This window comes from Streptomyces coacervatus, assembly GCF_029223485.1.
Classification (GTDB): Bacteria; Actinomycetota; Actinomycetes; order Streptomycetales; family Streptomycetaceae; genus Streptomyces; species Streptomyces coacervatus.
On the sequence record NZ_JARHTP010000010.1, the window covers coordinates 23,106 to 48,251 of the forward strand.

Annotated in this window: 18 protein-coding genes; 17 read left to right on the plus strand and 1 reads right to left on the minus strand. The window is 69.8% G+C overall.

Annotated features, from left to right (window positions below; translation table 11 throughout):
- Positions 1–5 precede the first annotated feature (5 nt).
- From mreD to P2Q00_RS24515, 7 genes are all read left to right on the plus strand, one after another.
- A complete protein-coding gene (gene mreD, locus P2Q00_RS24485; protein ID WP_275774839.1) occupies positions 6–686 on the plus strand; it encodes a rod shape-determining protein MreD in 681 nt (226 codons plus the stop codon).
- Between the two features lie 83 nt (positions 687–769).
- Positions 770–3,019 (plus strand): penicillin-binding protein 2, encoded by a 2,250-nt coding sequence (gene mrdA / locus P2Q00_RS24490; RefSeq protein ID WP_275774840.1) that lies wholly within the window; start codon positions 770–772, stop codon positions 3,017–3,019.
- Positions 3,016–4,215: a rod shape-determining protein RodA gene (gene rodA / locus P2Q00_RS24495; RefSeq protein ID WP_275774841.1), complete on the plus strand. Its 1,200-nt coding sequence runs from the start codon at positions 3,016–3,018 to the stop codon at positions 4,213–4,215. The genes mrdA and rodA overlap by 4 nt, the downstream gene beginning before the upstream one ends.
- Before the next feature lie 86 nt (positions 4,216–4,301).
- Positions 4,302–5,810 (plus strand): CYTH and CHAD domain-containing protein, encoded by a 1,509-nt coding sequence (locus tag P2Q00_RS24500; RefSeq protein WP_275774842.1) that lies wholly within the window; start codon positions 4,302–4,304, stop codon positions 5,808–5,810.
- Between the two features lie 119 nt (positions 5,811–5,929).
- The gene (locus P2Q00_RS24505; RefSeq protein WP_275774843.1) at positions 5,930–7,903 is read left to right on the plus strand and encodes a TIGR03960 family B12-binding radical SAM protein; all 1,974 of its coding nucleotides are present in this window, start codon (positions 5,930–5,932) and stop codon (positions 7,901–7,903) included.
- A 50-nt stretch (positions 7,904–7,953) separates the two neighbouring features.
- Positions 7,954–8,478, plus strand: a complete 525-nt coding sequence (locus tag P2Q00_RS24510; RefSeq protein ID WP_275774844.1) for a hypothetical protein — start codon at positions 7,954–7,956, stop codon at positions 8,476–8,478.
- Positions 8,479–8,515: 37 nt separating this feature from the next.
- Positions 8,516–9,262 carry a glycosyltransferase gene (locus P2Q00_RS24515; RefSeq protein WP_275774845.1) on the plus strand — a complete coding sequence of 249 codons (747 nt, stop codon included), beginning with the start codon at positions 8,516–8,518 and terminating at the stop codon, positions 9,260–9,262.
- A gap of 5 nt (positions 9,263–9,267) precedes the next feature.
- Here the strand turns inward: P2Q00_RS24515 and P2Q00_RS24520 are convergent, their stop codons facing one another.
- Entirely contained in the window at positions 9,268–9,963 is a 696-nt protein-coding gene (locus P2Q00_RS24520; protein ID WP_275774846.1) for a DUF899 domain-containing protein, read from the minus strand.
- A gap of 111 nt (positions 9,964–10,074) precedes the next feature.
- On the opposite strand from P2Q00_RS24520, the gene P2Q00_RS24525 reads away from it, so the two are divergent.
- From P2Q00_RS24525 to P2Q00_RS24570, 10 genes are all read left to right on the plus strand, one after another.
- Positions 10,075–11,175 carry a hypothetical protein gene (locus tag P2Q00_RS24525; protein WP_275774847.1) on the plus strand — a complete coding sequence of 367 codons (1,101 nt, stop codon included), beginning with the start codon at positions 10,075–10,077 and terminating at the stop codon, positions 11,173–11,175.
- Between the two features lie 48 nt (positions 11,176–11,223).
- Complete coding sequence (locus P2Q00_RS24530) at positions 11,224–11,985, plus strand: TIGR03936 family radical SAM-associated protein (protein ID WP_275774848.1); 762 nt, start codon at positions 11,224–11,226, stop codon at positions 11,983–11,985.
- Between the two features lie 262 nt (positions 11,986–12,247).
- Positions 12,248–16,057, plus strand: a complete 3,810-nt coding sequence (locus P2Q00_RS24535; RefSeq protein ID WP_275774849.1) for an Rne/Rng family ribonuclease — start codon at positions 12,248–12,250, stop codon at positions 16,055–16,057.
- Between the two features lie 272 nt (positions 16,058–16,329).
- The gene (rplU, locus tag P2Q00_RS24540; protein ID WP_007381993.1) at positions 16,330–16,650 is read left to right on the plus strand and encodes a 50S ribosomal protein L21; all 321 of its coding nucleotides are present in this window, start codon (positions 16,330–16,332) and stop codon (positions 16,648–16,650) included.
- 14 nt (positions 16,651–16,664) lie between these two features.
- Complete coding sequence (gene rpmA / locus P2Q00_RS24545) at positions 16,665–16,919, plus strand: 50S ribosomal protein L27 (protein WP_019063244.1); 255 nt, start codon at positions 16,665–16,667, stop codon at positions 16,917–16,919.
- Positions 16,920–17,065: 146 nt separating this feature from the next.
- Complete coding sequence (gene obgE / locus P2Q00_RS24550) at positions 17,066–18,508, plus strand: GTPase ObgE (RefSeq protein ID WP_275775186.1); 1,443 nt, start codon at positions 17,066–17,068, stop codon at positions 18,506–18,508.
- A 251-nt stretch (positions 18,509–18,759) separates the two neighbouring features.
- On the plus strand, positions 18,760–20,241 hold the full coding sequence (locus P2Q00_RS24555) for an FG-GAP-like repeat-containing protein (protein WP_275774851.1): 1,482 nt from the start codon (positions 18,760–18,762) through the stop codon (positions 20,239–20,241).
- 269 nt (positions 20,242–20,510) lie between these two features.
- Positions 20,511–22,061 carry an alkaline phosphatase D family protein gene (locus P2Q00_RS24560; RefSeq protein ID WP_275774852.1) on the plus strand — a complete coding sequence of 517 codons (1,551 nt, stop codon included), beginning with the start codon at positions 20,511–20,513 and terminating at the stop codon, positions 22,059–22,061.
- 111 nt (positions 22,062–22,172) lie between these two features.
- Positions 22,173–23,336 (plus strand): hypothetical protein, encoded by a 1,164-nt coding sequence (locus tag P2Q00_RS24565; RefSeq protein ID WP_275774853.1) that lies wholly within the window; start codon positions 22,173–22,175, stop codon positions 23,334–23,336.
- A gap of 183 nt (positions 23,337–23,519) precedes the next feature.
- Complete coding sequence (locus P2Q00_RS24570; protein ID WP_275774854.1) at positions 23,520–25,016, plus strand: bifunctional cytidylyltransferase/SDR family oxidoreductase; 1,497 nt, start codon at positions 23,520–23,522, stop codon at positions 25,014–25,016.
- Positions 25,017–25,146 lie beyond the last annotated feature (130 nt).

Genomic DNA, 25,146 nt, shown 5'->3' on the forward strand with positions numbered 1-25,146 from the left:
TCCCCATGCGCGTCAACCGGATCCTGCTCTCCTCGGCCCTGGTCGTCGTAGCCCTGGTGCTCCAGGTGAGCGTCCTCGCCCGGCTCCATCTGCCGGGCGCCGTCCCCGACTTGCTGCTGCTCACCGTGCTGGGCCTGGCCATGGTGTACGGCCATGTCGGCGGCGCCCTCGTCGGCTTCGGCGCGGGCCTGCTCGCCGACCTCGCCCCGCCCGCCGACCATGCCGCGGGCCGCTACGCCCTGGTGCTGTGCGTGATCGGCTATCTCGCCGGGCTGGTCAAACCGGAGAACGGACGGCTGAAGTCGGCCACCGGCCCCATGGTCGTCGTGGTCGCCGCCGCCATCGGCTCGACCCTGCTGTACGCCGGCGTCGGCGCCCTGGTCGGCGACACCGCCGCCCGCCATGTCGGCCTCATGAGCCTGCTGTTCACGGCGGCCCTGTACGACCTGCTCCTCGCCCCCTTCGTGGTCCCCGGGGTCATGTTCCTGGCCCGGCGCGCGGACAACGACCCGCTCGACGAGGCCAGCTCCCCGTCCAGGAAGGCCTCCGACATCACCTCCGGCTGGATCTCCGCCGGGACGGGTCTCAAGCTCGGCGGCCAGCGCGGCGGCCTCGGCGGGCTGAAGGCCAGGTCCCGGACCCGTACCGCGCGGGTGGGTCGCATCAAGGGGGTCAAGCGGCTGTGAGCAGGCGGGAGTTGGCGGTGGCCGGCATTCACAGCTCCGTCGTATATGACACGTACACACACTGAGAGGGGGAGGCAGCCGCAGTGACCAATATTCCCGAGACCGGACGGACCCCAAGGGTCCAGATCCGCCTCGTCGTCATCCAGATCCTCGTCCTCTCCCTGCTCGGCACCCTCGGCGGCCGGCTGTGGTACCTGCAGATCCGCGAGGGCAGCGAGTACGCCAAGGAGGCGTCCGGCAACCACGTCCAGCAGGTCGTCGATCCCGCCGTACGCGGCTCGATCCTGGACGCGCGCGGCGTGCCGCTCGCCGACAACGAGACCCGGCTCGTGGTCTCCGCCTCCCGCACCGACCTGCTGAAGATGAAGGACGACGGCAAGGCGGTCCTCACCAAGCTGGCCGGGGTCCTGGGCATGAAGCCCAAGGAGGCCATCCAGCGGGTCCGGCTGTGCGACGCCAAGACGCCCCAGCCGTGCTGGAACGGCTCGCCCTTCCAGCCCATCCCCATCACCGACGAGGCCACGCCCCGCCAGGCCATGCAGATCCGCGAGCGCTCCGAGGACTTCCCCGGCATCACCGCGGAGCCCGAGGCCCTGCGCCGCTACCCGGCCCCCGGCAAGTCCAACACCGCCCAGGTCCTCGGCTATCTCTCGCCCGTCACCGACGACGAGATCCAGAAGGCCAAGGACACCGACTCGCCCTATCTCCGCTCCGACCAGGTCGGCCGCTCCGGCCTGGAGCGCGAGTACGACAAGGAACTGCGCGGCAAGGCCGGCGTCACCCGCTACGAGGTCGACAACCTCGGCCGGGTCATCGGCAAGGCCAAGTCCGATCCCGCCCAGGCCGGTTCGAACCTCGTCACCAGCATCGACTCCCGCGTCCAGCGGGTCGCCGAGTACGAGCTGGAGAACGCGATGAAGATCGCCCGGACCCAGGTCGACCGGGTCACCGGCGAGAAGTACAAGGCCGACTCGGGTGCCGTCGTCGTGATGGAGGCCAAGACCGGCCGTATCGTCGCCATGGCGTCCGCGCCGAACTACGACCCGAATGTCTGGGTCGGCGGCATCTCCGCCAAGGACTACAAGCAGCTCACCGGCAAGGACTCCGACTACCCGCTGCTCAACCGGGCCATACAGGGTCAGTCCGCGCCCGGTTCGACCTTCAAGGTGGTCTCCACGGCCGCCGCGGTCCAGGCCGGCTATGCCTGGGACGGTGGCTACCCCTGCACCAGCTCGTACTCGGTGGGCGGCCAGGTCTTCAAGAACTTCGAGGGCGAGAGCTTCGGCCCCATCTCGCTGGGCCGCGCCCTGGAGGTCTCCTGCGACACCGTCTTCTACGGCCTCGCCGACCGGGAGTGGAAGAAGGACGGCGGCATCAACCCGAAGAAGGGCGAGCCGAAGGACTACTTCTACAAGACCGCCCATCAGTTCGGCCTCGGCCAGCAGACCGGCATCGACCTCCCGAACGAGGTCACCGGCCGCGTCCCCGACCGCCAGTGGAAGCAGGACTACTGGAAGGCCAACAAGGACGCCTGGTGCAAGACCGGCAAAAAGGGCGGCACGTACGTCGAGAAGATCGAGTACGAGGGTTGCCTCGAAGGCTTCAAGATGCGCGAGGGCGACTCGATCAACTACTCCATCGGCCAGGGTGACACCCTCCTCACCCCGATCCAGGAGGCCACGATCTACGGGGCCCTCGCCAACGGCGGCACCGAGCACGTCCCCACCATCGGCAAGGCGATCGTCAGCGCCGACGGCAAGACGGTCAAGGAGATCAAGCCCAAGGTCCTGCGCAAGCTCCCGATCAGCCAGGCCACGCACAAGGGCATCGACAAGGCCCTCGCGGGCGTCATCACCAGCGGTACCGCCGCCTGGAAGTTCAAGGGCTGGCCGCAGGACAAGATCACCCTGCACGCCAAGACCGGTACCGCGGAGGTCTACGGCAAGCAGACCACCTCATGGCTCGCCACGTACTCCAAGGACTACACGGTCGTCATGACGATCGCCCAGGCCGGTACGGGTTCCGGCGCCTCCGGTGAGGCCGTCCGCAGCATCTACAGCGCTCTCTACGGCGTCCAGCCCGACGGCTCGATCGACAACAAGAAGGCGCTGCTGCCCTCCCCGCAGAAGGGCCTGCCGAAGGTCAGGACCGACGGCACGATCACCTCGCCGAAGGTCGCCAAGGACCCGGCCAAGGACCTGCACGCCACCGACAACGCCAGCACCGCGCCGGACGGGACACAGCCCGCGGCCACGGTCTCGCCCACGTCGACCACCAACCGCACCACCCGCAGGCGCCCGCGCAGAAGGGGAAGCCGGAGGATGCTCACATGACCGGTGCCGGCAGCTTCTCCGTCCCCGGGTACGGTCCCCGGCGCGCGGGCTGGACGCGGATCTTCGCCCGCGACTCGCTCACCCGCCGCCTGGACTGGCCGATACTGCTGGCGGCGCTCGTGCTCTCGGCGATCGGCTCGGTGCTCGTCTTCTCGGCGACCCGCAACCGCACCGAGATCAACCAGGGCGACCAGTACTACTTCTTCATCCGGCACATCATGAACACCGGCATCGGGTTCGCCATGATGGTCGGCACGGTCTGGCTCGGCCACCGCACCCTGCGCACCGCCGTCCCGATCCTGTACGGCGCCTCGGTGTTCCTGATCCTGCTGGTGCTCACCCCGCTGGGCGCCACCATCAACGGCAGCCGCAACTGGATCGTCTTCGGCGGTGGTTTCTCCCTCCAGCCCGCCGAGTTCGTGAAGATCACGATCATCCTGGGCATGGCGATGCTGCTGGCGACCCGGGTCGACGCGGGCGACAAGAAGTACCCCGACCACCGCACGGTCCTGCAGTCCCTGGGCCTGGCCGCGGTCCCGATCCTGATCGTGCTGCTCATGCCCGACCTCGGCACGGTCCTGGTCCTGCTGACCATCATCCTGGGGGTGCTGCTCGCCTCCGGCGCCTCCAACCGCTGGGTCTTCGGCCTGATCACGGCCGGCGTGCTCGGCTGCGTCACCATCTGGCAGTTGCACATCCTGGACGAGTACCAGATCAACCGCTTCGCAGCCTTCGCCAACCCCAGCCTCGATCCGTCCGGCGTCGGCTACAACACCAACCAGGCGCGCATCGCGATCGGTTCGGGCGGTCTGACCGGAGCGGGCCTCTTCCACGGCTCGCAGACCACCGGCCAGTTCGTGCCCGAGCAGCAGACGGACTTCGTCTTCACCGTCGCGGGTGAGGAGCTGGGCTTCGTCGGCGCGGGGCTGATCATTTTCCTCCTCGGCGTGGTCCTGTGGCGCGCCTGCCGCATCGCCCGCGACTCGACCGAGCTCTACGGCACGATCGTCGCCGCCGGGATCGTCGCCTGGTTCGCCTTCCAGTCCTTCGAGAACGTCGGCATGACCCTCGGCATCATGCCGGTCACCGGTCTGCCGCTGCCGTTCGTGTCGTACGGCGGATCCTCGATGTTCGCCGTGTGGATAGCGGTGGGGCTGCTGCAGTCCATCAGGGTGCAGAGGCCGATGTCGGCGTAGGTAACCGCGTGTTGTGTCCGAGTTTCCCCGGGGTTCATCTCCGGGGGCCTCTGCCGCTCGCCGACGAATCCGACTAGATTCGGGTCATGGCGGACACAAAGCGCGAGATCGAGCGGAAGTACGAGTCCGACGACAGCGGCCTGCCGGACCTCACCGGGGTCGCCGGTGTGGATGCCGTGGTCGACAAGGGTGTCGCGCATCTGGACGCCACCTACTACGACACCCCCGACGAACGCCTCGCCGCGTCCGCGATCACGCTGCGCCGCCGCACCGGCGGCTCCGACGCCGGCTGGCACCTGAAGTTCCCCATCGCCCCCGGCGTCCGCGACGAGATCCGGGCCCCGCTCTCCGACACCCTCCCGCGCAGCCTCGCCGGCCTGGTCCGCTCCCGCGTCCGCGAGGCCGAGCTGCAGCCCGTGGTCCGGCTGCGCTCCGACCGTGACGTCCGCGACCTCGTCGACGCCGAGGGCCGGCTGCTCGCCGAGGTCAGCGTGGACGCCGTACGCGCCGAACGGCTCACCGGCGACGGCGGCAGCGCCCAGTGGACCGAGCTGGAGGTGGAGCTCGCCGACGGCGGCGACCCGGCCTTCCTCGACAAGGTCGACAAGCGGCTGCGCAAGGCGGGCGTACGACCGTCCGCGTCGGCGTCGAAGCTGGCCCGGGCCCTGGCGGAGACCTCTCCGAAGCAGAAGCGCAGGAAGAAGAAGGAGCAGGCCAAGGAGCCGGTGACGGCCGGCGACCACGTCCTCGCCTACGTCCGCGAGCAGCGGGACGCGATCGTCGAACTCGACCCCGCCGTACGCCAGGACGTGTACGACTCTGTGCACCGCATGCGCGTCGCCACCCGCCGCATGCGCAGTGCCTTCCGCTCCTACGGCAAGGTCCTCGACCGGACCGTCACCGACCCCGTCGGCGACGAACTGAAGTGGCTGGCCGGCGAGCTCGGCGTGGACCGGGACGCGGAGGTGCTGACCGAGCGCCTGGCGGCGGCCCTGGACGAACTGCCCAGGACACTGCTCTCCGGCCCGGTCCGCACCCGGCTGCGCACCTGGATGAACGCCCGGCGCGGCGGATCGCGCCGCCGTCTGACCGGCGTCCTGGACTCCAAGCGGTACCTCACGCTGCTCGACACCCTGGACCGGCTGGTCGAGGACCCGCCGCTCCTTGAGGCGGCCGCCGGAAAGCCGGAGAAGGTGATCGCCAGGGCCGTACGGAAGGACTACGGAAAGCTGTCCGACCTGGTCGAGCAGGCCATCGGCCTGGAACCCGGCCACGACCGCGACCTCGCCCTGCACGAGGCGCGCAAGAAGGCCAAGCGGACGCGGTACTCGGCGGAGACGGCCGCACCGGCCCTCGGCGGCCCGGCATCCGCCCTGGCCAAGTCGATGAAGTCCCTGCAGAACCTGCTGGGCGACCACCAGGACAGCGTCATGACCCGCGAGACCCTGCGCGAGCTGTCCGCCGTGGCACAGGCGGCAGGGGAGAGCTCGTTCACGTACGGAGTGCTCTACGGCCGCGAGGAGGCGCGCGCGGCGGCCGACGAGGCGCAGCTGCCGGGTGCCTGGCAGGAGGTCAAGGACGGGATGCAGGTCTGAGCGGACCGAGCGGTCGGGCGGGCCGAGCGGTCGGGGCGGGTGCACGGCCGCGTTAGGCTAGATGGTCACCCCTGTCAGTTCAGGCCATCCCATCAGCCCATCCCACGAAGGTTCGCGAGATGTCTGCCGAAGTCGCTGCGGCCGCCGAGTCCGTGTTCCCGCAGCTCGAAGCTCTGCTCCCGCATGTGCAGAAGCCGATCCAGTACGTCGGCGGAGAGCTCAACTCCACCGTCAAGCCGTGGGAGTCCACCGACGTCCGCTGGGCGCTCATGTACCCGGACGCCTACGAGGTCGGGCTGCCCAACCAGGGCGTCATGATCCTCTACGAGGTCCTCAACGAGCAGGAGGGCGTCCTCGCCGAGCGCACCTACAGCGTGTGGCCGGACCTGGAGGCGCTGATGCGGGAGCACGCCGTCCCGCAGTTCACGGTGGACAGCCACCGGCCGGTGGGCGCCTTCGACGTGTTCGGTCTGTCGTTCTCGACAGAGCTGGGCTACACGAACATGCTGACCGCCCTGGACCTGGCGGGCATCCCGCTGGAGTCCAAGGACCGGGGCCTGGACGACCCGATCGTCCTGGCCGGAGGCCACGCGGCCTTCAACCCCGAGCCGATCGCGGACTTCATCGACGCGGCGATCATCGGCGACGGCGAGCAGGCCGTGCTGGACATGACGAAGATCATCCGCGACTGGAAGGCGGAGGGCCGGCCGGGCGGCCGCGAGGAGGTCCTGTTCCGCCTCGCGAAGACGGGCTCGGTGTACATCCCGGCGTTCTACGACGTCGAGTACCTCCCCGACGGCCGTATCGCCCGTGTCGTACCGAACAAGTCGGGCGTCCCGTGGCGCGTGTCCAAGCACACCGTCATGGACCTCGACGAGTGGCCGTACCCCAAGCAGCCCCTCGTCCCGCTCGCCGAGACCGTCCACGAGCGCATGTCCGTGGAGATCTTCCGCGGCTGCACGCGCGGCTGCCGCTTCTGCCAGGCCGGCATGATCACGCGCCCGGTCCGCGAGCGCTCCATCACCGGAATCGGCGACATGGTGGAGAAGGGCCTCAAGGCGACGGGCTTCGAGGAGGTCGGTCTTCTCTCGTTGTCGAGTGCGGACCACTCGGAGATCGGCGACATCGCCAAGGGCCTGGCGGACCGGTACGAGGAGGACAAGATCGGCCTCTCCCTGCCCTCCACCCGCGTGGACGCCTTCAACGTCGACCTGGCGAACGAGCTGACCAGGAACGGCCGCCGCTCCGGCCTGACCTTCGCCCCTGAGGGCGGCTCGGAGCGTATGCGCAAGGTCATCAACAAGATGGTGTCCGAGGAAGACCTCATCCGGACGGTGTCGACCGCCTACGGCAACGGCTGGCGCCAGGTGAAGCTGTACTTCATGTGCGGCCTGCCGACGGAGACCGACGACGACGTCCTCCAGATCGCCGACATGGCGATGAACGTGATCGCCGAGGGCCGCAAGGTCTCCGGCCAGAACGACATCCGCTGCACGGTGTCGATCGGCGGCTTCGTCCCCAAGCCCCACACCCCGTTCCAGTGGGCCCCGCAGCTCTCGGCACAGGAGACGGACGCGCGCCTCGAAAAGCTCCGCGACAAGATCCGCGGCGACAAGAAGTACGGCCGCTCGATCGGCTTCCGCTACCACGACGGCAAGCCCGGCATCGTAGAAGGCCTCCTCTCCCGCGGCGACCGCCGCATCGGCGCCGTCATCCGCGCCGTCTACGAGGACGGCGGCCGCTTCGACGGCTGGCGCGAGCACTTCTCCTACGACCGCTGGATGAGCTGCGCGGACAAGGTGCTGCCCGCCTTCGGCGTGGACGTCGACTGGTACACGACACGTGAGAAGACGTACGAGGAGGTCCTCCCCTGGGACCACCTCGACTCCGGCCTCGACAAGGACTGGCTCTGGGAGGACTGGCAGGACGCCCTCGACGAGACCGAGGTCGAGGACTGCCGGTGGACGCCGTGCTTCGACTGCGGCGTCTGCCCGGCCATGGACACCCATATCCAGGTCGGTCCGACCGGCAAGAAGCTGCTGCCTCTGACGGTGAAGAACGCTGCGCCCGTGTCGAGCGGGCACTCTCACTGAGGCGGACTCTCGCTGAGGCGGGTCCCGTGCCCTGCCCGTAGTGTGGAGGCGTGAGTCGTCGTACCGCACGTTCGGTGCCCGCAACGGGGCACCGAACCGTCGGGGTGTCCAGGACCGACTACGGGGGAGCCGTCTATGGCTCCCTGCTCGCCGCGTCTGTGCTGGCCACCGCCGGGGCCGTGGGGCACTACTCGCGGTTCCAGCTCGTGATGCTGCTGATCGTCACGGGCCTGGTGTTCTGGGCGGCGCACGTCTATGCGCAGCTGGCGGGTGAACGGCTGGTCGGTCAGCCCTGGAGTGCTCGCGAGATCCGCCGGGTTGCACGGCATGAGTGGTCGATCGTCGAGGCTGCCGCCCTGCCCGCCGTGGCCGTGGCGGTCAGCCCGCTGCTGGGGCTGGACCTGGGCGGCAGCGCATGGCTCGCCCTCGGTGTGGCCGTGGTCCAGCAGGTCGCCTGGGCCTGTCTGAGCGCCGCACGGGCAGGTGCGACCCGTGGCCAACTGGTCGCCGAGGGAGCCGTCAACCTCCTGCTCGGGCTGATCATCGTGGCTGCCAAGGCGGTGCTGGGGCACTGACGGCGAGTACGGTCGTCCCGGTCCGTAGGGTGCACCCATGCCCGTCATCAGCATCGTCACGCCAGTGCACAGCGGCGCTGTCCATTTCCTTCCTGACGCCTACGCCTCTCTGCTTCAGCAGGACCTTCCCGGCGGATGGTCATGGGAGTGGTGCGTACAGGAAGACGGCAGCGACGTCCGCGCGCAGTCGTATCTGGCGGCCGACGATCCACGGATCCGGATCTCGGCGTCCCGCGCCGGTGGCCCCCACGTGGCACGCACCATGGCGTTCGCGCGCTCGACCGGTGCCTACCTGAAGGTCCTGGACTCCGACGACCTGCTCACCCCCGGTGCTCTCGCACGTGACATCGCCGTGCTGGAGGAGGATGCCTCGGTCGGCTGGACCACGTCGCGGGTCGTCGATCTCCTGGAGGACGGCAGCACCGTCTCCTTCGAGCTCAGCGACCCGCAACCCGGCCGGCTCCCCAGGGGAAGCGCCTTCGGCTTCTGGACCGAGCACCACCGCCCGCAGGTCCACCCCGCCACACTCTGCGTGAGGCGCACCCTGCTGGCCCTGCTGGGCGGCTGGATGGCCCTGCCCGCCTCGGGCGACACCGGGCTCCTCCTAGGACTGGACGCCCTGGCCGACGGATGGTTCATCGGCGACACCGGGCTTGCCTACCGCAAGCACGGCGGCCAGATCACCGCCCACCCCGACCATCGCAGCGGAGCTGAATGGGAGGCCCGGATGTCCCTCATCCGTGAACATGCGGAGGCGATCCGGGCCTGGGCTCATCGGGCGTGATCGCTTCAACTGCCGCCGGAGCCGGGGCCGTAGACCGCAGCGATGTCCTTGGAGGTCGCCCACCGGCTGTAGGTGGGCGACTGGGGCCAGCCCTCGGGTGAGTCCTGCCATTCCTCCTGGCGTCCGTACGGCAGGAGGTCGATCAGGGCGAAGCTGTGGCTGAGCTGCTCGGTGCCGCGGCCGTCGGTGTGCCAGGTGCGGTACACGGTGTCGCCGTCGCGCAGGAACACGTTGACCGCGAATCCTCCGTCGGGCGGTGCGCCGACGTCGGCGCCGAATGAGCTGTTGGCGGTCGAGTACCAGGTCATCCGGTTGCCGACCCGCTGCTTGTAGGCGAGTGCTTCCTTGATCGGGCCCTGGGTGACGATGACGAAGCGCGCATCGTAGTTGTCCAGGAACTCCAGGCGGGTGTACTGCGAGGTGAACCCTGTGCAGCCCGGGCACTGCCATTCCTTCCCGGCGAACCACATGTGGTTGTAGACGATCAGCTGCCTCTTGCCTTCGAAGACGTCCGCCAGCCGGACGGGGCCGTCCTCGCCCTCAAGGGTGTAGTCGGGCATCTCGACCATCGGCAGGCGGCGGCGCTCGGCGGCGATGGCGTCGAGCTCCCGCGTCGCGGCCTTCTCCCGGGCGCGCAGTGTTTCGAGCCGGCGCTCCCAGGTCGCGGTGTCGACGACGGGCGGTAGTGCATGGGTGGTCATGGTCCCTCACAGAGGTCGTGGGCAGCTTTCCGCTTGTGCAGAGGTGGACTCCGCCGGGCTCCGGAACTCATCGGCGGGATCCGGACGGGCGGCCCCGGCGTCTGTGTGGGTATGGATCTGCAGAAGCCGCCCGCCGTGCAACCCGAACAGCAGCCCGCGCGGCAGTCGCCCGAAGGGTGCCTCGTCGTCGCGATCCGCCTTCCTGTGCGGATCGTCGTGCTCGTGCTGGTCGTGCCGGTGCGGATGGTGTGGGACGCGCTCGTTGTCACCGGACGGTTCCTGAGGGACACCGTGTTCCGGGCGGTGGGACGGGCCCTGCTGTGGGTCGCTCGGGCGGTGTTCGTGTGGCCGCTCGTGGGGCTTTGGCGATACGTCGTCGCGCCCCTCGGCAGGGCGCTGGGGTGGCTCGGGAATGTGCTCGTCATCGTGCCGCTGGGGTGGCTCTACCGGAATCTCCTGACTCCCCTCGGGCACGCCCTGGCGTGGGTGTACGCGCGCGTGCTGACCCCCGTCGGGCATGCGGTGCTGTGGGTGCTCAGGGGGATCGGGGCGGTGTTCGCCCTGCTCGGGGCCGGTGTGTACGCCGTCGCAGCGTGGCTGGTGCGGTATCTCGTCGTCGTACCCGCTGTGTGGCTGTACGAGTGGCTGCTGGCGCCGGTGGGGCGGGCGATCGCATGGTGTGCGAAGGGACTTGCGCGGGGCCTGGGACTGGTCGCCACCGGTGTCGGGATCGGGCTGTACTGGGTCGGGCGGGTGCTGTTCGTGCTGCCCGCGCTCGCCCTATGGCGGTGGGTGCTGGTGCCCGTCGGGCGGTTCCTCGCCGTCGTCGGGCGTGAGGTGGGGCAGGCGATCGGGCATGCCTGGCGGGTGGCCGGGCGGATCTCGCTCGCCGTGGGGCGGGCCCTCGGGACCCTCTTCCGGTGGATCTTCGTGGAGCCCGTGCGGTGGGTCTACCGGACCGTGCTCACCCCCGTCGGGCATGTCGTACGGGATGCCGTGCTGCGGCCCGCCGCCGAGGCGGCGCGCAGTGTGGGGCGGGCCGCTCGGCTGGCGTTCGCCTCCGCCCGGGAGTCCGCGCGGCAGGCACGGGCCGACTTCCGGCGGATGCTCTTCGGGGAGCCCGAGCGGGCCGAGGCTGTGGACCGGCGGGAACCTGTGGGCCGCGAGACACGTACTCTTGGTAGCAGTACGACCGCTCTCACGAAGGACTGAACGACACTGGGCAAGCGACAGCCCGAAGGCCCGCCGCCCGCACCCGCGGTGCAGCGCATCCGACTGCGCTACACCAAGCGCGGCCGCCTCCGGTTCACCAGCCACCGTGACTTCCAGCGCGCCTTCGAGCGTGCGCTGCGCCGTGCCGAGGTGCCCATGGCGTACTCGGCAGGGTTCACACCGCATCCGAAGGTGTCGTACGCCAATGCCGCACCCACCGGCACGGGCAGTGAGGCGGAATATCTGGAGATCGCCCTCACCGAGGCGCGGGATCCGGAGAAACTGAGAGCCCTGCTCGACGAGTCGCTGCCCGCCGGGCTCGACGTCGTCGACGCGGTAGAGGCCAGAACCTCCGGTCTCGCCGACCGGCTCACGGCTTCCGTGTGGGAGCTGCGGCTGGACGGGGTGGACCCGGCTCAGGCCGAGCGGGCCGTTTCGGCCTTCACCACGGCCGAGGCCGTCGAGGTCCAGCGCACGACCAAGAACGGCGTCCGCACCTTCGACGCCCGCTCCGCAGTCGTACAACTTGAAACGCATAGTGAACCGGCTGATAGGCCGACCGACCAGCCCTGTGCGATACTGCGGCTGGTTGTTCGGCACGTGACGCCTGCCGTACGACCCGACGACGTCCTGTCCGGTCTCCGCGCCGTGGCCGACCTGGCGCCGCCGGTCCCCGCAGCGGTGACCAGGCTGGCGCAGGGGCTGTTCGATGAAGAGACCGGCACGGTGACCGACCCGCTCGCGCCCGACCGCGAGGCAGCGACGGCCCCTACGGCCGATTCCGCTGCCGCCGCGAAGGCGTCGGCGTAAGGAAGGTCCCGCGAAGGACGGACGTCGAAGCGCCGCCCTCGTACTCGGGAGCCACCTGGGTCGGGCAGCGCACCGACCAGAAGACTTTCGCCAGGCCGTACGCATTCGGTGTACGGAACCGGCGAGACAGGACACGGAAAGCTCCCGTGCGGCGCCCGCGCCCCGGACGGCGGCACCGCGCATCGCGCGAGCCGCGGACGTCACCGGCGATCAACGTCGGACCAGGCGCGGCGCCCGGGAGCCCGACGGGAGAAATGCCCGCATGCTCGAACCGACCGAACCCACTGAGGGTTCCGAACTGAACACCCCCAGCGACACCCTGCCGCCGCGTCGTCGGCGCCGTGCCGCTTCACGCCCGGCGGGTCCCCCCGTCGCGGCCGCCTCCGAAACCCCGGAGGAGACCGTCGCGCCGGCCATACCGGCCGACAGCGATATCGACACCGACATCGACAAGAAGGCCGACGAGGACGAGGCCGCCGAGGTGGCGGTCACGGCCGAGGCCGAAGAGCTCGAAAAGGTCGAGGAGACCGAAGAGGCCGTGCCCGTCGCGCGTACGCGTCGTCGTGCGACCCGTCGTGTGTCCGCGCCTGCCGCGGCGCCCGCGGCCGCCGAGACCGTCGTGCCCGCCGCCGCTCCGGTCGAGGACCGGGAGAGCGCGGCTGTCGCCGAGGTTCCGGCCGAGGCCGGCGAGGACGCTGCTCCGCGTCGTACGCGTCGTCGTGCCACGCGCCGGGTGTCCGCACCGGGCGCGGCGCCTGTGAGCGTGGCGGCGCCCGCTGCCGAGGACGCCGAGACGCCCGCCGTTGCCGAGGCGCCTGCCGCCGAGGCCGTCGAGCCGGCCGAGGACGCTGCTCCGCCCCGTACCCGTCGTCGTGCCACGCGCCGCGTGGCCACGCCGGCCGAGGAGACCGCCGGCACCGAAGAGGCGCCCGCTGCCGAGGCGCCCGTCACCGTCCCTGCCACCGAGCAGGCCGAGGAGGACGGCGCCCCGCGGCGTACTACGCGTCGAAGGGCCGCCCGTAAGGCCGCGACCGGGTTCTCCGCGCCCGCGCAGGCCGCCGGTGTCGCCGAGGACGCCGAGAGCGCCGAGGACGAGGGGCCGCGGCGGCCGGCGCGGCCTGCCGTCGCCGTGTTCCAGGCGCCCGTGTTCACCGAGCCGCAGTTCCAGACGCCGCTGCGGGCCGCTGCGGCAGCGGCCGCCGAGGCCGCGGAGCCGGAGGCCGAGCCGGAGGAGCTCCCGGAGGAGCAGGCCGGTGCCCGGCGCCGGCGCCGTCGTCGGGGTGCCGCGTTCGGCGAGGAGGCCGAGCCGCAGGCCGCCGAGACCGCCGTGGAGGACGAGTCGGAGGAGGCCGAGGAGTCGGCCGAGGACGCCGCCGAGGGCGACGAGTCCGAGGAGACCGGTTCGCGCCGTCGCCGCCGCCGGGGCGGCCGTCGCCGCCGTCGTGGCGAGTCGGCCGAGTCCGCCGGTGAGGACGAGTCGGAGGAGTCCGACGAGCTTGCCGCCGAGCAGGCTGCACAGGATGCCGAGGACACCGCCGAGCAGGTCGAGGACGACGAGGAGGACGAGGCCGGAGAGGGCGGCGGGTCGAGCGCCAGCAGCCGTCGGCGTCGTCGCCGGCGCCGTCGGACCGGTGACTCCTCCGTGGACACGGAGCCCGGCGAGGGCGACCCCGAGCGCACCGTCGTCAAGGTCCGCGAGCCGCGTCCCCCGCGGGAAAGGGGTGCCGAGCCGTCCGACGAGGTGCAGTCCATCAAGGGCTCGACCCGTCTGGAGGCCAAGAAGCAGCGCCGCCGCGAGGGCCGCGAGCAGGGCCGCCGCCGAGTCCCGATCATCACCGAGGCCGAGTTCCTGGCCCGCCGTGAGGCCGTCGAGCGTGTGATGGTCGTCCGGCAGAGCGGTGAGCGCACGCAGATCGGCGTCCTGGAGGACGGCGTGCTCGTCGAGCACTACGTCAACAAGGAGCAGTCGACCTCGTACGTCGGCAACGTCTACCTGGGCAAGGTCCAGAACGTGCTGCCGTCGATGGAGGCCGCCTTCATCGACATCGGCAAGGGCCGCAATGCTGTGCTCTACGCCGGTGAGGTCAACTTCGAGGCGCTGGGCATGGCCAACGGCCCGCGCCGTATCGAGTCCGCCCTGAAGTCCGGCCAGTCCGTCCTCGTCCAGGTGACGAAGGACCCGATCGGGCACAAGGGCGCGCGTCTGACCAGCCAGGTCTCCCTACCGGGCCGCTACCTCGTGTACGTCCCCGAGGGCTCGATGACCGGCATCAGCCGCAAGCTGCCCGACACCGAGCGGGCCCGGCTGAAGACCATCCTCAAGAAGATCGTCCCCGAGGACGCGGGCGTCATCGTGCGCACCGCCGCCGAGGGCGCGAGCGAGGACGAGCTGCGCCGTGATGTCGAGCGACTGCAGGCGCAGTGGGAGGACATCCAGAAGAAGTCGAAGAACGGCAACGCCCCGACGCTGCTGTACGGCGAGCCGGACATGACCGTCCGTGTCGTCCGCGACATCTTCAACGAGGACTTCACCAAGGTCGTCGTCAGCGGTGACGAGGCCTGGGAGACCATCCACGGATACGTCTCGCACGTCGCGCCCGACCTGGCCGACCGGCTGTCGAAGTGGACCTCCGAGGTCGACGTCTTCGCCACGTACCGGATCGACGAGCAGCTCTCCAAGGCGCTGGACCGCAAGGTCTGGCTGCCCAGCGGCGGTTCCCTGGTGATCGACCGGACCGAGGCGATGGTCGTCGTCGACGTCAACACCGGCAAGTTCACCGGCCAGGGCGGCAACCTGGAGGAGACGGTCACCAGGAACAACCTGGAGGCGGCCGAGGAGATCGTGCGTCAGCTGCGGCTGCGCGACCTCGGCGGCATCATCGTCATCGACTTCATCGACATGGTGCTGGAGTCCAACCGGGACCTGGTGCTGCGGCGCCTGCTGGAGTGCCTGGGCCGGGACCGTACGAAGCACCAGGTCGCCGAGGTCACCTCGCTGGGCCTGGTCCAGATGACCCGCAAGCGGGTCGGCCAGGGCCTGCTGGAGTCCTTCTCCGAGACCTGCGTCCACTGCAACGGCCGCGGTGTCATCGTGCACATGGAGCAGCCGACCTCCGTCGGTGGCGGCGGCAAGCGCAAGAAGCGCGGCCGTGGCGGCGACGGGCATGTCCACGAGCACGAGGCCGCGTCGGCCGTCGAGGCTCCGGAGGCCGTCGAGGAGACCGAGGCCGAGATCGCTGCCGAGGTTGCGGCGCCGGTCGCGCTGTCCGAGCCCGCCTTCGCGCCCGACGAGGAGCTGTACAGCAGCGTCGCCGAGGCGGAGGCCGCGGTCGGCCGTGGCCGTTCGCGGCGCCGGGCGAGCCGGCGGGCGTCGTCCCCGGCGGGTGCGCCGAGGCGCGAGGACGCCAGGCGTGAGGAGACGAAGGCCGAGGTGCCGACGGCTCAGGACGTGACGGCCGAGGCGGAGCTCGTGGTGCAGCCGGAGCCGGCCGCCGAGGCACTGGCCGAGCCCGTTGCCGTAGAGGTTGCCGTGGTCGAGGCCGCGCCGGCCGAGGCTCCGGCCGTCGAGGAGGCCGCGCCCAAGGGGCGTACGCGCCGTCGTGCGACCCGCAAGGTGTCCGCGCCGGCCGGGTCGCCCGCGGGGGCCGAGGCCGCCGTGGTGACGGTCGCCGAGACCGCGCCCGTGGCCGAGGCTCCGGTGGCGGCGGAGGCAGCTGCCCCGACCGAGGCGCCCGCTGAGGCTGCCGCTCCGGCCCGCCCGCGGCGCCGTGCGGTGCGCAAGGCGACCGCGCCCACCGCGTCCGAGGAGGCGGCCGTCGTGGTCGTCCCGTCGGGTGCGGAGGAGTCCGCGGCCGCGGAGGAGACCGCCGAGGAGGCGGCTCCGGCCAAGAAGACGGCCCGTAAGACGGCCAAGAAGGCCACCGCGAAGAAGGCCGCCACCAAGAAGACCGCGGCCAAGAAGACTGCGGCGAAGAAGGTCACGGCCAAGAAGGCGGCGACGACCGCCAAGACGGCCGCGGCCAAGTCGACGGCGAAGAAGACCGCGGTCTCGGCCGCCGCCGACGAGAGCTGAGCAGCAGTACAGCTGAGCAGCAGTACGCAGGGGTGCGGCCGGTCGATGTGATCGGCCGCATACCTGTGGGGCCCGGCCCGGTTTGACCCCCTCGGGCACAGCCCCGTAACCTTGACCGTCGGCGTGTCCACAGATATAGGACGCGCCACATCCCCGTAAACCTCTTCCTCCAGAGCGCTGGGTGCTCCGCACCGGCCGCTCACGGAGAGGCTGCCCGTGCCGGGTGGCTGGACTGCGGGGGTGCCGTTCCCGAGCGAGAGAGTGAGATCCGCGTGTACGCCATCGTGCGCAGCGGTGGTCGCCAGCACAAGGTTGCTGTCGGCGACATCGTTGAGGTTGACAAGATTTCCACTGCCAAGGTTGGCGACACGGTCGAGCTCTCGACCCTGCTCGTTGTCGACGGCGACGCTGTGACCAGCGACCCGTGGGTGCTGGCCGGCATCAAGGTCCAGGCCGAGGTCGTGGACCACCACAAGGGCGTCAAGATCGACATCCTTCGCTACAAGAACAAGACCGGTTACCGCCGTCGTCAGGGCCACCGCCAGCAGTACACGGCGATCAAGGTCACTGAGATCCCCGCGGCTGCGAAGTAAGGGACTGAGGAGAGATGGCACACAAGAAGGGCGCATCGTCCACCCGGAACGGTCGCGACTCCAATGCCCAGCGGCTCGGCGTGAAGCGCTTCGGCGGTCAGGTCGTCAACGCTGGTGAGATCCTGGTCCGCCAGCGCGGCACCCACTTCCACCCCGGTTCGGGCGTCGGCCGTGGCGGCGACGACACGCTGTTCGCGCTGAACGCCGGTGCGGTGGAGTTCGGTACCCACCGTGGCCGTAAGGTCGTGAACATCGTTCCGGTCGCCTGAGTCTTCTGATTCACGGCTAGACCGAGCGATTCGTTCGGATCCTTCGCGAGGCGGACCTCACTTCCCTTGTGGGAAGGCGGGTCCGCCTTTCGCGTGTTACAGCAGAGACATATCCGTACGTTTTTGAAGTGCTGGAGGCACCCCAGATGACCACCTTCGTGGACCGCGTCGAGCTGCACGTCGCCGCGGGTAACGGAGGTCACGGCTGTGCCTCCGTCCACCGTGAGAAGTTCAAGCCGCTGGGCGGACCCGACGGCGGCAACGGCGGGCGCGGCGGCGATGTGATCCTCACCGTCGACCAGTCGATCACCACGCTGCTCGACTACCACCACTCCCCGCACCGCAAGGCCACCAACGGCAAGCCCGGTGAGGGCGGCAACCGGTCGGGGAAGGACGGTCAGGACCTCGTTCTTCCCGTGCCGGACGGCACCGTCGTCCTCGACACGGCGGGCAATGTCCTCGCCGACCTGGTCGGACACGGCACGTCGTACGTCGCCGCGCAGGGCGGCCGCGGCGGGCTCGGCAACGCGGCGCTCGCGTCGGCGCGGCGCAAGGCGCCGGGGTTCGCGCTGCTCGGTGTGCCCGGTGATCTGCAGGACATCGTCCTGGAGCTGAAGACGGTCGCGGATGTGGCGCTGGTGGGGTACCCGAGCGCCGGCAAGTCCTCGCTGATCTCGGTGCTGAGCGCGGCGAAGCCGAAGATCGCGGACTATCCGTTCACGACGCTCGTGCCGAACCTGGGTGTCGTCACGGCAGGTTCGACCGTGTACACCATCGCGGATGTGCCGGGGCTGATTCCGGGCGCCAGCCAGGGCAAGGGACTGGGCCTTGAGTTTCTCCGGCACGTGGAGCGGTGCAGCGTGCTGGTGCATGTGCTGGACACGGCGACGCTGGAGTCCGAGCGGGACCCCGTCTCCGACCTCGATGTCATCGAGGAGGAGCTGAAGCAGTACGGCGGGCTCGACCGGCGGCCGCGGATCGTCGTACTGAACAAGACCGACGTACCGGACGGCAAGGACCTCGCCGAGATGGTGCGGCCGGATCTGGAGGCACGGGGGTACCGGGTCTTCGAGGTGTCCGCTGTCGCCCATCTCGGGCTGAAGGAACTGTCGTTCGCGCTGGCCGACCTGGTGGCGAAGGCGCGCGCCGCGAAGCCGAAGGAAGAGGCGACGCGGATCGTCATCCGGCCCAAGGCCGTCGACGACGCGGGCTTCACGGTGACGCGCGAGGACGACGGGCTGTTCCGGGTGCGGGGCGAGAAGCCCGAGCGCTGGGTGCGGCAGACGGACTTCAACAACGACGAGGCCGTGGGGTATCTCGCGGACCGGCTCAACCGCCTTGGTGTGGAAGAGGAGTTGATGAAGGCGGGGGCCCGGTCGGGCGACGGAGTCGCCATCGGGCCCGAGGACAACGCCGTTGTCTTCGACTGGGAGCCGACGGTGATGGCCGGGGCGGAGATGCTGGGGCGTCGTGGTGAGGACCACCGGTTCGAGGCGCCGAGGCCTGCGGCGCAGCGGCGGCGGGACCGGGATGCCGAGCGGGACGAGGCCATGCGGGAGTACGGGGGGTTTGAACCGTTCGGTGAGTAGGCCGCCGGCGGTTTGGTGCTGGTGACTGGGGGCTCCGCCCCCAGACCCCCGTTTCGGCCCTTAAGGGGCCTCGTCCTCAAACGCCGGACGGGCTGGGTGGTGCCGACCGGCGCCGAGAGTGTTAACGCCCGGAAAACTTGTGGCGTATCCCAGGGCAACCCCTTCGCTTTTCGGTGAGTCGTACAGGGCAGTGCGGATGAGGATCTTGGATCCTCCCGCAGCCAACTGCCCTTCAGATTCCCGGAGTCGACGTGCCCGAGTCCGTTGTTGTGCCCAGATCGCGGCGTGCCCTGGTGGTCGCGATCGCGCTGCTCGCCGGGACGGCCGTCGTGTCGCCGGTTGCGCATGCGCAGTCCTCGGTCGTGAAGAGCGTGCGGCAGGACTTCAACGGGGACGGGTACCAGGATCTTGCGACCGGTGCGCCTTACGCCACCGTCGGTGGCAGGAAGGGCGCCGGTTACGTCGCCGTCGTGTACGGCTCGGCGCATGGGCTGAACCTTGCGAGCAGGCAGGTCTTCACGCAGGCGACCTCGGGTGTGCCCGGCACTCCAGAGGTGGGCGACTCCTTCGGTGCCCATCTCACCGCCGGTGATCTGGACGGCGACGGGTACACCGACCTCGTGGTCCCGGCGGCCGGGGAGGACTGGACGCAGGGCGGGGCGGCCCGGCACGGCAGTGTGACCGTGCTGTGGGGCGGGAAGAGTGGGCTGTCGGGCGGGACGATCCTGCCCGGCACCCTCACCGACAGTTCCGCGCGGGTCGTCGCCGGTGACTTCGACGGTGACGGGCACGCCGACCTGGCGGGGCCCTCGGCGCTGGAGTCGGGGCCGTTCAGCCGTGGTGGAGTGCCTGCCCGTAGCCAGGACATCTCCTTCACCGATGCCGATGTGAAGGTGCTGGACGTGGCGAGCGGGGACGTCGACGGTGACGGCATCAGCGATGTGGTCGTGCTGACCGGGCCGTTCGACTACGACGATCCGGGCGACCAGAACGTCGGGCACGGTCTGTTCTATCTGCACGGCAGTCGGGGCGGCCTTGCCCCGCTCACCCGCCTCAAGGACGGCGAGGGCCGGGACATCGAAGGCGGCGAGAGCATCGCGCTCGGCGACGTCAACGGCGACGGGCGGGACGATCTCGTCTTCGGGCGGCCCCGGGTCGCGTACTCGGGTGATGGTGCGCCCGACCCGAGCGAGTACGGCGAGCGGATCGGCGTCGTGTTCGGTACGGCACAGGGGCCGCAGGCCGCCGACCCGCGGACCATCGACCAGGACACGTCCGGTGTGCCCGGGGTGACGGAGCCCGGCGATCTCTTCGGCACGGACGTCGCCGTAGGTGACGCGAACGGCGACGGGTACGCCGACATCGCGGTCGGCATTCCCGGTGAGGACTTCTCGGGGGTGACCGATGCCGGCACTGTCGCCGTGATCCCCGGCAGCGCGTCGGGGCCGAGCGGCGCCGGTGCAAAGGTGTTCAGCCAGAACACGGCCGGTGTCCCCGGCACCGCCGAGCGCGCCGACCGCTTCGGCGAGGCGGTCACCTTCCTCGACGGGGATCACGACGGCCGCGCGGATCTCGTCGTGGGCGCCCCTGGCGAGAACGCCGACGCCGGCTCGGTCTGGGGTTTCCGGTCCAATGCCTCAGGGGTCAATGGCACGGGGGCTGTCTCCTTCGGTGCCAAGGCCCTCGGTACGGACCCTCAACTCGCCCTGCTCGGCGCCGAGTTCATCCACTGAGCTCCGTGGCTTCATCCGGCACGGTCGCGGACGACGCCGAACTCGGCTCGAACTTCGCTTACTGAACGGCCCCCCGTTCGTTGTCAACTGATGGGCACGCAGGGCCCGTTGCGGCAAAATCACGTGCGTCGTGTTGTTCCCGTGTCGCAACGGGTCTTCTGTTGTCTGCCCATTTGTCATGCACGCGAAGGTCTCCGTTCAGCGGGTGGACCGCCCGGCTGCGTGAGCTTTCACGTGTCCAAGAGGCTTGCGAGACAGGGGAGTTCGCGATGACCGGAGCAATCTCGCCCCACCGACGCCACTTACTGATCGCCGGCGCCGCCGTCCTCGGCGCCGCCGCATCCGCACAGCTGTGGCTGCCGGGCACGGCCCGCGCGGCCGAAGTCACCCTGCCCGACGGCGTGTTCAGCCTCGGCATAGCCTCCGGCGACCCGCTGCCCGACGGCATCGTGCTGTGGACCCGGCTCGCCCCCGACCCGCTGAACGGCGGCGGCATGCCCGACACCGTGGTCCTGGTGGAGTGGGAGCTCGCGGAGGACGACCGGTTCAGAAAGCCCGTGCGCAGAGGCGTCGCCCAGGCCCGGCCCGAGTACGGGCACAGCGTTCATGTGGACGTACGGGACCTGCGCCCGGACCGCTCGTACTGGTACCGCTTCCGTGCGAGTGGTCAGATCTCACCCACCGGCCGCACCCGCACCGCCCCCCACCCGCACAGCAAGGGCGGCTCCCTGCGCATCGCCCTCGCCTCCTGCCAGAACTGGCAGCACGGCTATTTCACGCCGTACGCCGACATGCTCCAGCAGGAGCCCGACTTCGTGCTCTTCGTCGGCGACTACATCTATGAGTCCACGCCGTCGTCGGCGGGCCCGCGCCGGCACGAGGGCACGGGGGAGCCGTACACCCTGGAGCAGTACCGCAACCGGTACGCCCAGTACCGCACCGACCCCGACCTCGCGGCGATGCACGCGAACACGCCCTGGGTGGTCACCTTCGACGACCACGAGGTCGACAACGACTGGGCCGGGGAGATCCCGCAGGACCCCGACAAGCAGTCGCACGACGCGTTCGTGGCCCGGCTGACGGCGGCCTTCCAGGCGTACTACGAGCACATGCCGGTCCGGGCGAGCGCCATTCCCAACGGCCCGCACATTCAGATGTACCGACGGCTGGAGTTCGGCCGCCTGGTGCGCCTGAACGTCCTCGACACCCGGCAGTTCCGCAGCGACCAGGTGACCAGCCAGGCGGACGCTCAGGACCCGTCGCTCACGATGCTCGGCGCCGAGCAGAAGCAGTGGCTCCTCGACGGGCTGCACGACTCGCCGGCCCGCTGGAACCTGATCGCCTCCCAGATAATGATGGCCGAGACCGATCTGCAGATCGGCGAGGGCAAGCTCTGGTACTACGACGCCTGGGACGGCTATCAGGTCGAACGCAACGCCCTGCTCCAGGAGTTCGCCGACGTCCGCAACCCGGTCGTGCTCAGCGGCGACCGTCACCTCACGATGATCAGCGACCTCAAGACCGACTACGGCGACCCGGACTCCGAGGTCGTCGGCGCCGAGTTCGTCGGTACGTCCATCTCCAGCAACGGCGACCAGGACCAGGCCGCCTTCCACGCCGAGTGGGATCCGCGCATGCCGGACAACCCGCACTGGAAGCTGATCGACGCCCACCGCGGCTACCACCTCTTCGACATCGACCGGCACGGCATCGACGCACAGGTCAGGGTGGTCGACACGGTCCGGCAGCCGACGGCGACTCCGAGCACGTATGCGCGGCTGCGGGTGGAGAACGGCCGCCCCGGGGTCGAGCTCGCGTAGACCCCTCGGGCATGAAGTCTGTGAAGTCTGTGTGACGGGAGCCTGGGACTCATCTGTGTCCCAGGTCTCTCTCAGGTAAGTCTCAGGCGTGACTCTTACCGTCCCTTAACCATGGAGACGGACTGTACGAGACTGCCCGCGGGCACCCGGCTGCTGCACATCGGCCCGCACAAGACCGGGACGACCTCGATCCAGGGCGCGCTGTTCGCCGCGAAGGACCAACTGCCCGCGCACGGCGTCGAGTTCCCCGGGCACACCCGGCACCCCATGGAGGCCGCCCTGGCCGCCTGCGCCCGCCCCGCGATGATGGGCGACATCGCGCCCACCGACCGGCACTGGACGACGCTGCTGCAGCAGGTGCACGCGACCGGCGGGCGCACCTCCGTGGTCAGCAGCGAGTTCTTCGCCGACGCCGACGCCGAGGACGAGGAGACGATCGGGCGGATCGTCGAGCAGCTCGGCGGGGACCGTGTGCACATCCTGGTCACCCTGCGCCCGTTGGCGAAGATCATGCCCTCGCAGTGGCAGCAGTACGTGCAGAACGGTCTGCGGATGGGCTACGAGGAATGGCTGGAGCACATGCTCCGCAAGGCCCCGTACGAGCAGCCCAACCCCAGCTTCTGGCGTCGGCACCGGCACGACCGGCTGGTGGAGCGGTGGGCCGGGGCGGTCGGGCCGGAGCGGGTCACCGTGGTCGTGGTCGAAGACCGGGACCGGGGCGGGCTGATGCGCACCTTCGAGGCGCTGCTCGGGCTGCCGGAGAATCTCCTGCAGCCGGTTCCGGACACGGCAAATCGGTCACTCACCCTCGCCGAGACCGAAATGCTGCGGAATCTTAATAAGGAATTCCGCGGCAATGGGCTGCCGGACGAGCTGTATTCCAGGCTCGTTCGTAACGGCGCGGTCATGCATATGAAGAACGCGTGCAGCCCGACACCGCAGGACGTGAAGATCTCGACACCCCGGTGGGCCGTCGAGGCCGCCGCCGGGATCGGCGCCGAGATCATTGACCGCATCGCTCGTATGGGGGTACGGGTCCTCGGCGATCCGGCGCCGCTGTCCGCCGTACCCGAGCCCGCCGGTCAGGAGCCCCAGGAGCCGCGCATCGCTCCCGAGGTGGCCGCCCAGGCCCTCTACGGCGCCCTGGCCGCGGCCGCCGCGGCACCGGTGCGGCACACCGCTTCGGCCAAGGCGCGCACGGTTCATCAGACGTCTTCGGTGGAACTCGTGAAGGTGCTCGGCCACCGCTGCCTGAAGAAGCTGCGGCGGCACTGACCCGCTGTGCAGTTACTCACAGCAATTCCGAGGGAGCGCACGGAGAGGGTCCCACCGTCACCAGCAGTGCAAGGTGAATGACAGGTAGCGCGCACATATGCAGCGAACGGCGCTCACCTTGCACAGCGGTAACCGCAAGTGGGACCATTTCCGCGTTCCCTGTCGCCCCAAGGTAGGTCCTCTGTGTCCCAGCACATAGCCAAGCCCCGTACCACCGCAGTCGTCCTGGCCGGTGGTACCGGCCAGCGGGTGGGTCTTTCGATCCCCAAGCAGCTGCTGAAGATCGCCGGCAAGGCAGTCATCGAGCACACCCTGACCACCTTCGAGAAGGCCGACTCGATCGACGACGTCATCGTGCTGATGGCGCCGGGCTACGTGCCCGACATCGAGAAGATCGTCGCCAAGGCCGGGTTCAAGAAGGTCAAGAAGATCATCGAGGGTGGCTCGACCCGGAACGAGACCACCGAGCGCGCCATCGAGGCCCTCGGCGAGGGCCTGGCCGAGGGCGAGGACCTCAACGTCCTCTTCCACGACGCCGTACGCCCCCTGCTCGCGCAGCGCGTCATCGACGACTGCGTGGCCGCCCTGGAGCGCTACCAGGCCGTCGACGTCGCCATCCCGTCCGCGGACACCATCATCGTCACGCGCACGCACGGCGAGGACGGCGAGTTCATCACCGAGATCCCGGACCGCTCCCGGCTGCGCCGCGGCCAGACCCCGCAGGCCTTCAAGCTGTCCACGATCCGGCGGGCCTACGAGGTCGCGGCCGGCGACCCCAACTTCCAGGCCACGGACGACTGCTCCGTCGTACTGAAGTACCTGCCGGACGTGCCGATCCATGTCGTCGCGGGCGACGAGTACAACATGAAGGTGACGCAGCCGGTCGATGTCTTCATCGCCGACAAGCTCTTCCAGCTCGCCTCCACCGCCGCGCCCGAGCAGGTGAGCGAGGAGGCCTACCGCGAGCTGCTCACCGGCAAGACGGTCGTGATCTTCGGCGGCTCGTACGGCATCGGCAAGGACATCGCCGAGCTGGCCGAGTCCTACGGCTCCAAGGTGTACGCGCTGGGCCGCTCCACCACCGGCACGCATGTGGAGAACCCGGAGGAGGTCGACGACGCGCTGTCCAAGGCGTACGCGGAGACCGGCCGGATCGACTACGTCGTCAACACCGCGGGCGTGCTGCGTATCGGCAAGCTGGCCGAGACCGACAACGCGACCATCGAGGAAGCGCTGAAGGTCAACTACCTGGCCCCGGTGCAGATCGCTCGTTCCGCGTACAAGTACCTGGCGGAGACCAAGGGCCAGCTGCTGCTCTACACCTCCAGCAGCTACACCCGCGGCCGCGCCGAGTACAGCCTCTACTCCTCGACCAAGGCCGCCATGGTGAACCTCACCCAGGCCCTGTCCGACGAGTGGGCCGGCGACGGCATCCGCGTCAACTGCGTCAACCCGGAGCGCACCGCCACGCCGATGCGGACGAAGGCTTTCGGCCAGGAGCCCGAGGGCTCCCTGCTCTCCTCCGAGGCGGTCGCCCGCACCTCGCTCGACGTGCTGCTGTCCGAGCTGACCGGGCACGTCATCGACGTCCGTCAGCAGGACCCGATGGCGGGCGCGGCGAAGGCCTCCGGCTTCGAGCAGGCGCTGGCCTCGGTGCTGGACCGCCAGGACGGCGTGTAATAATCGACGGTAATTAGTCTTCCGTTATTCAGGCCTCTGCTTTCCGGTGTCAATGCAGTGCATTGACCGGGTGTTCGCAGGGGCCTGAATCCGTAAAACGAACAAAACCGGCACTCCCCTCCCAGAGCAG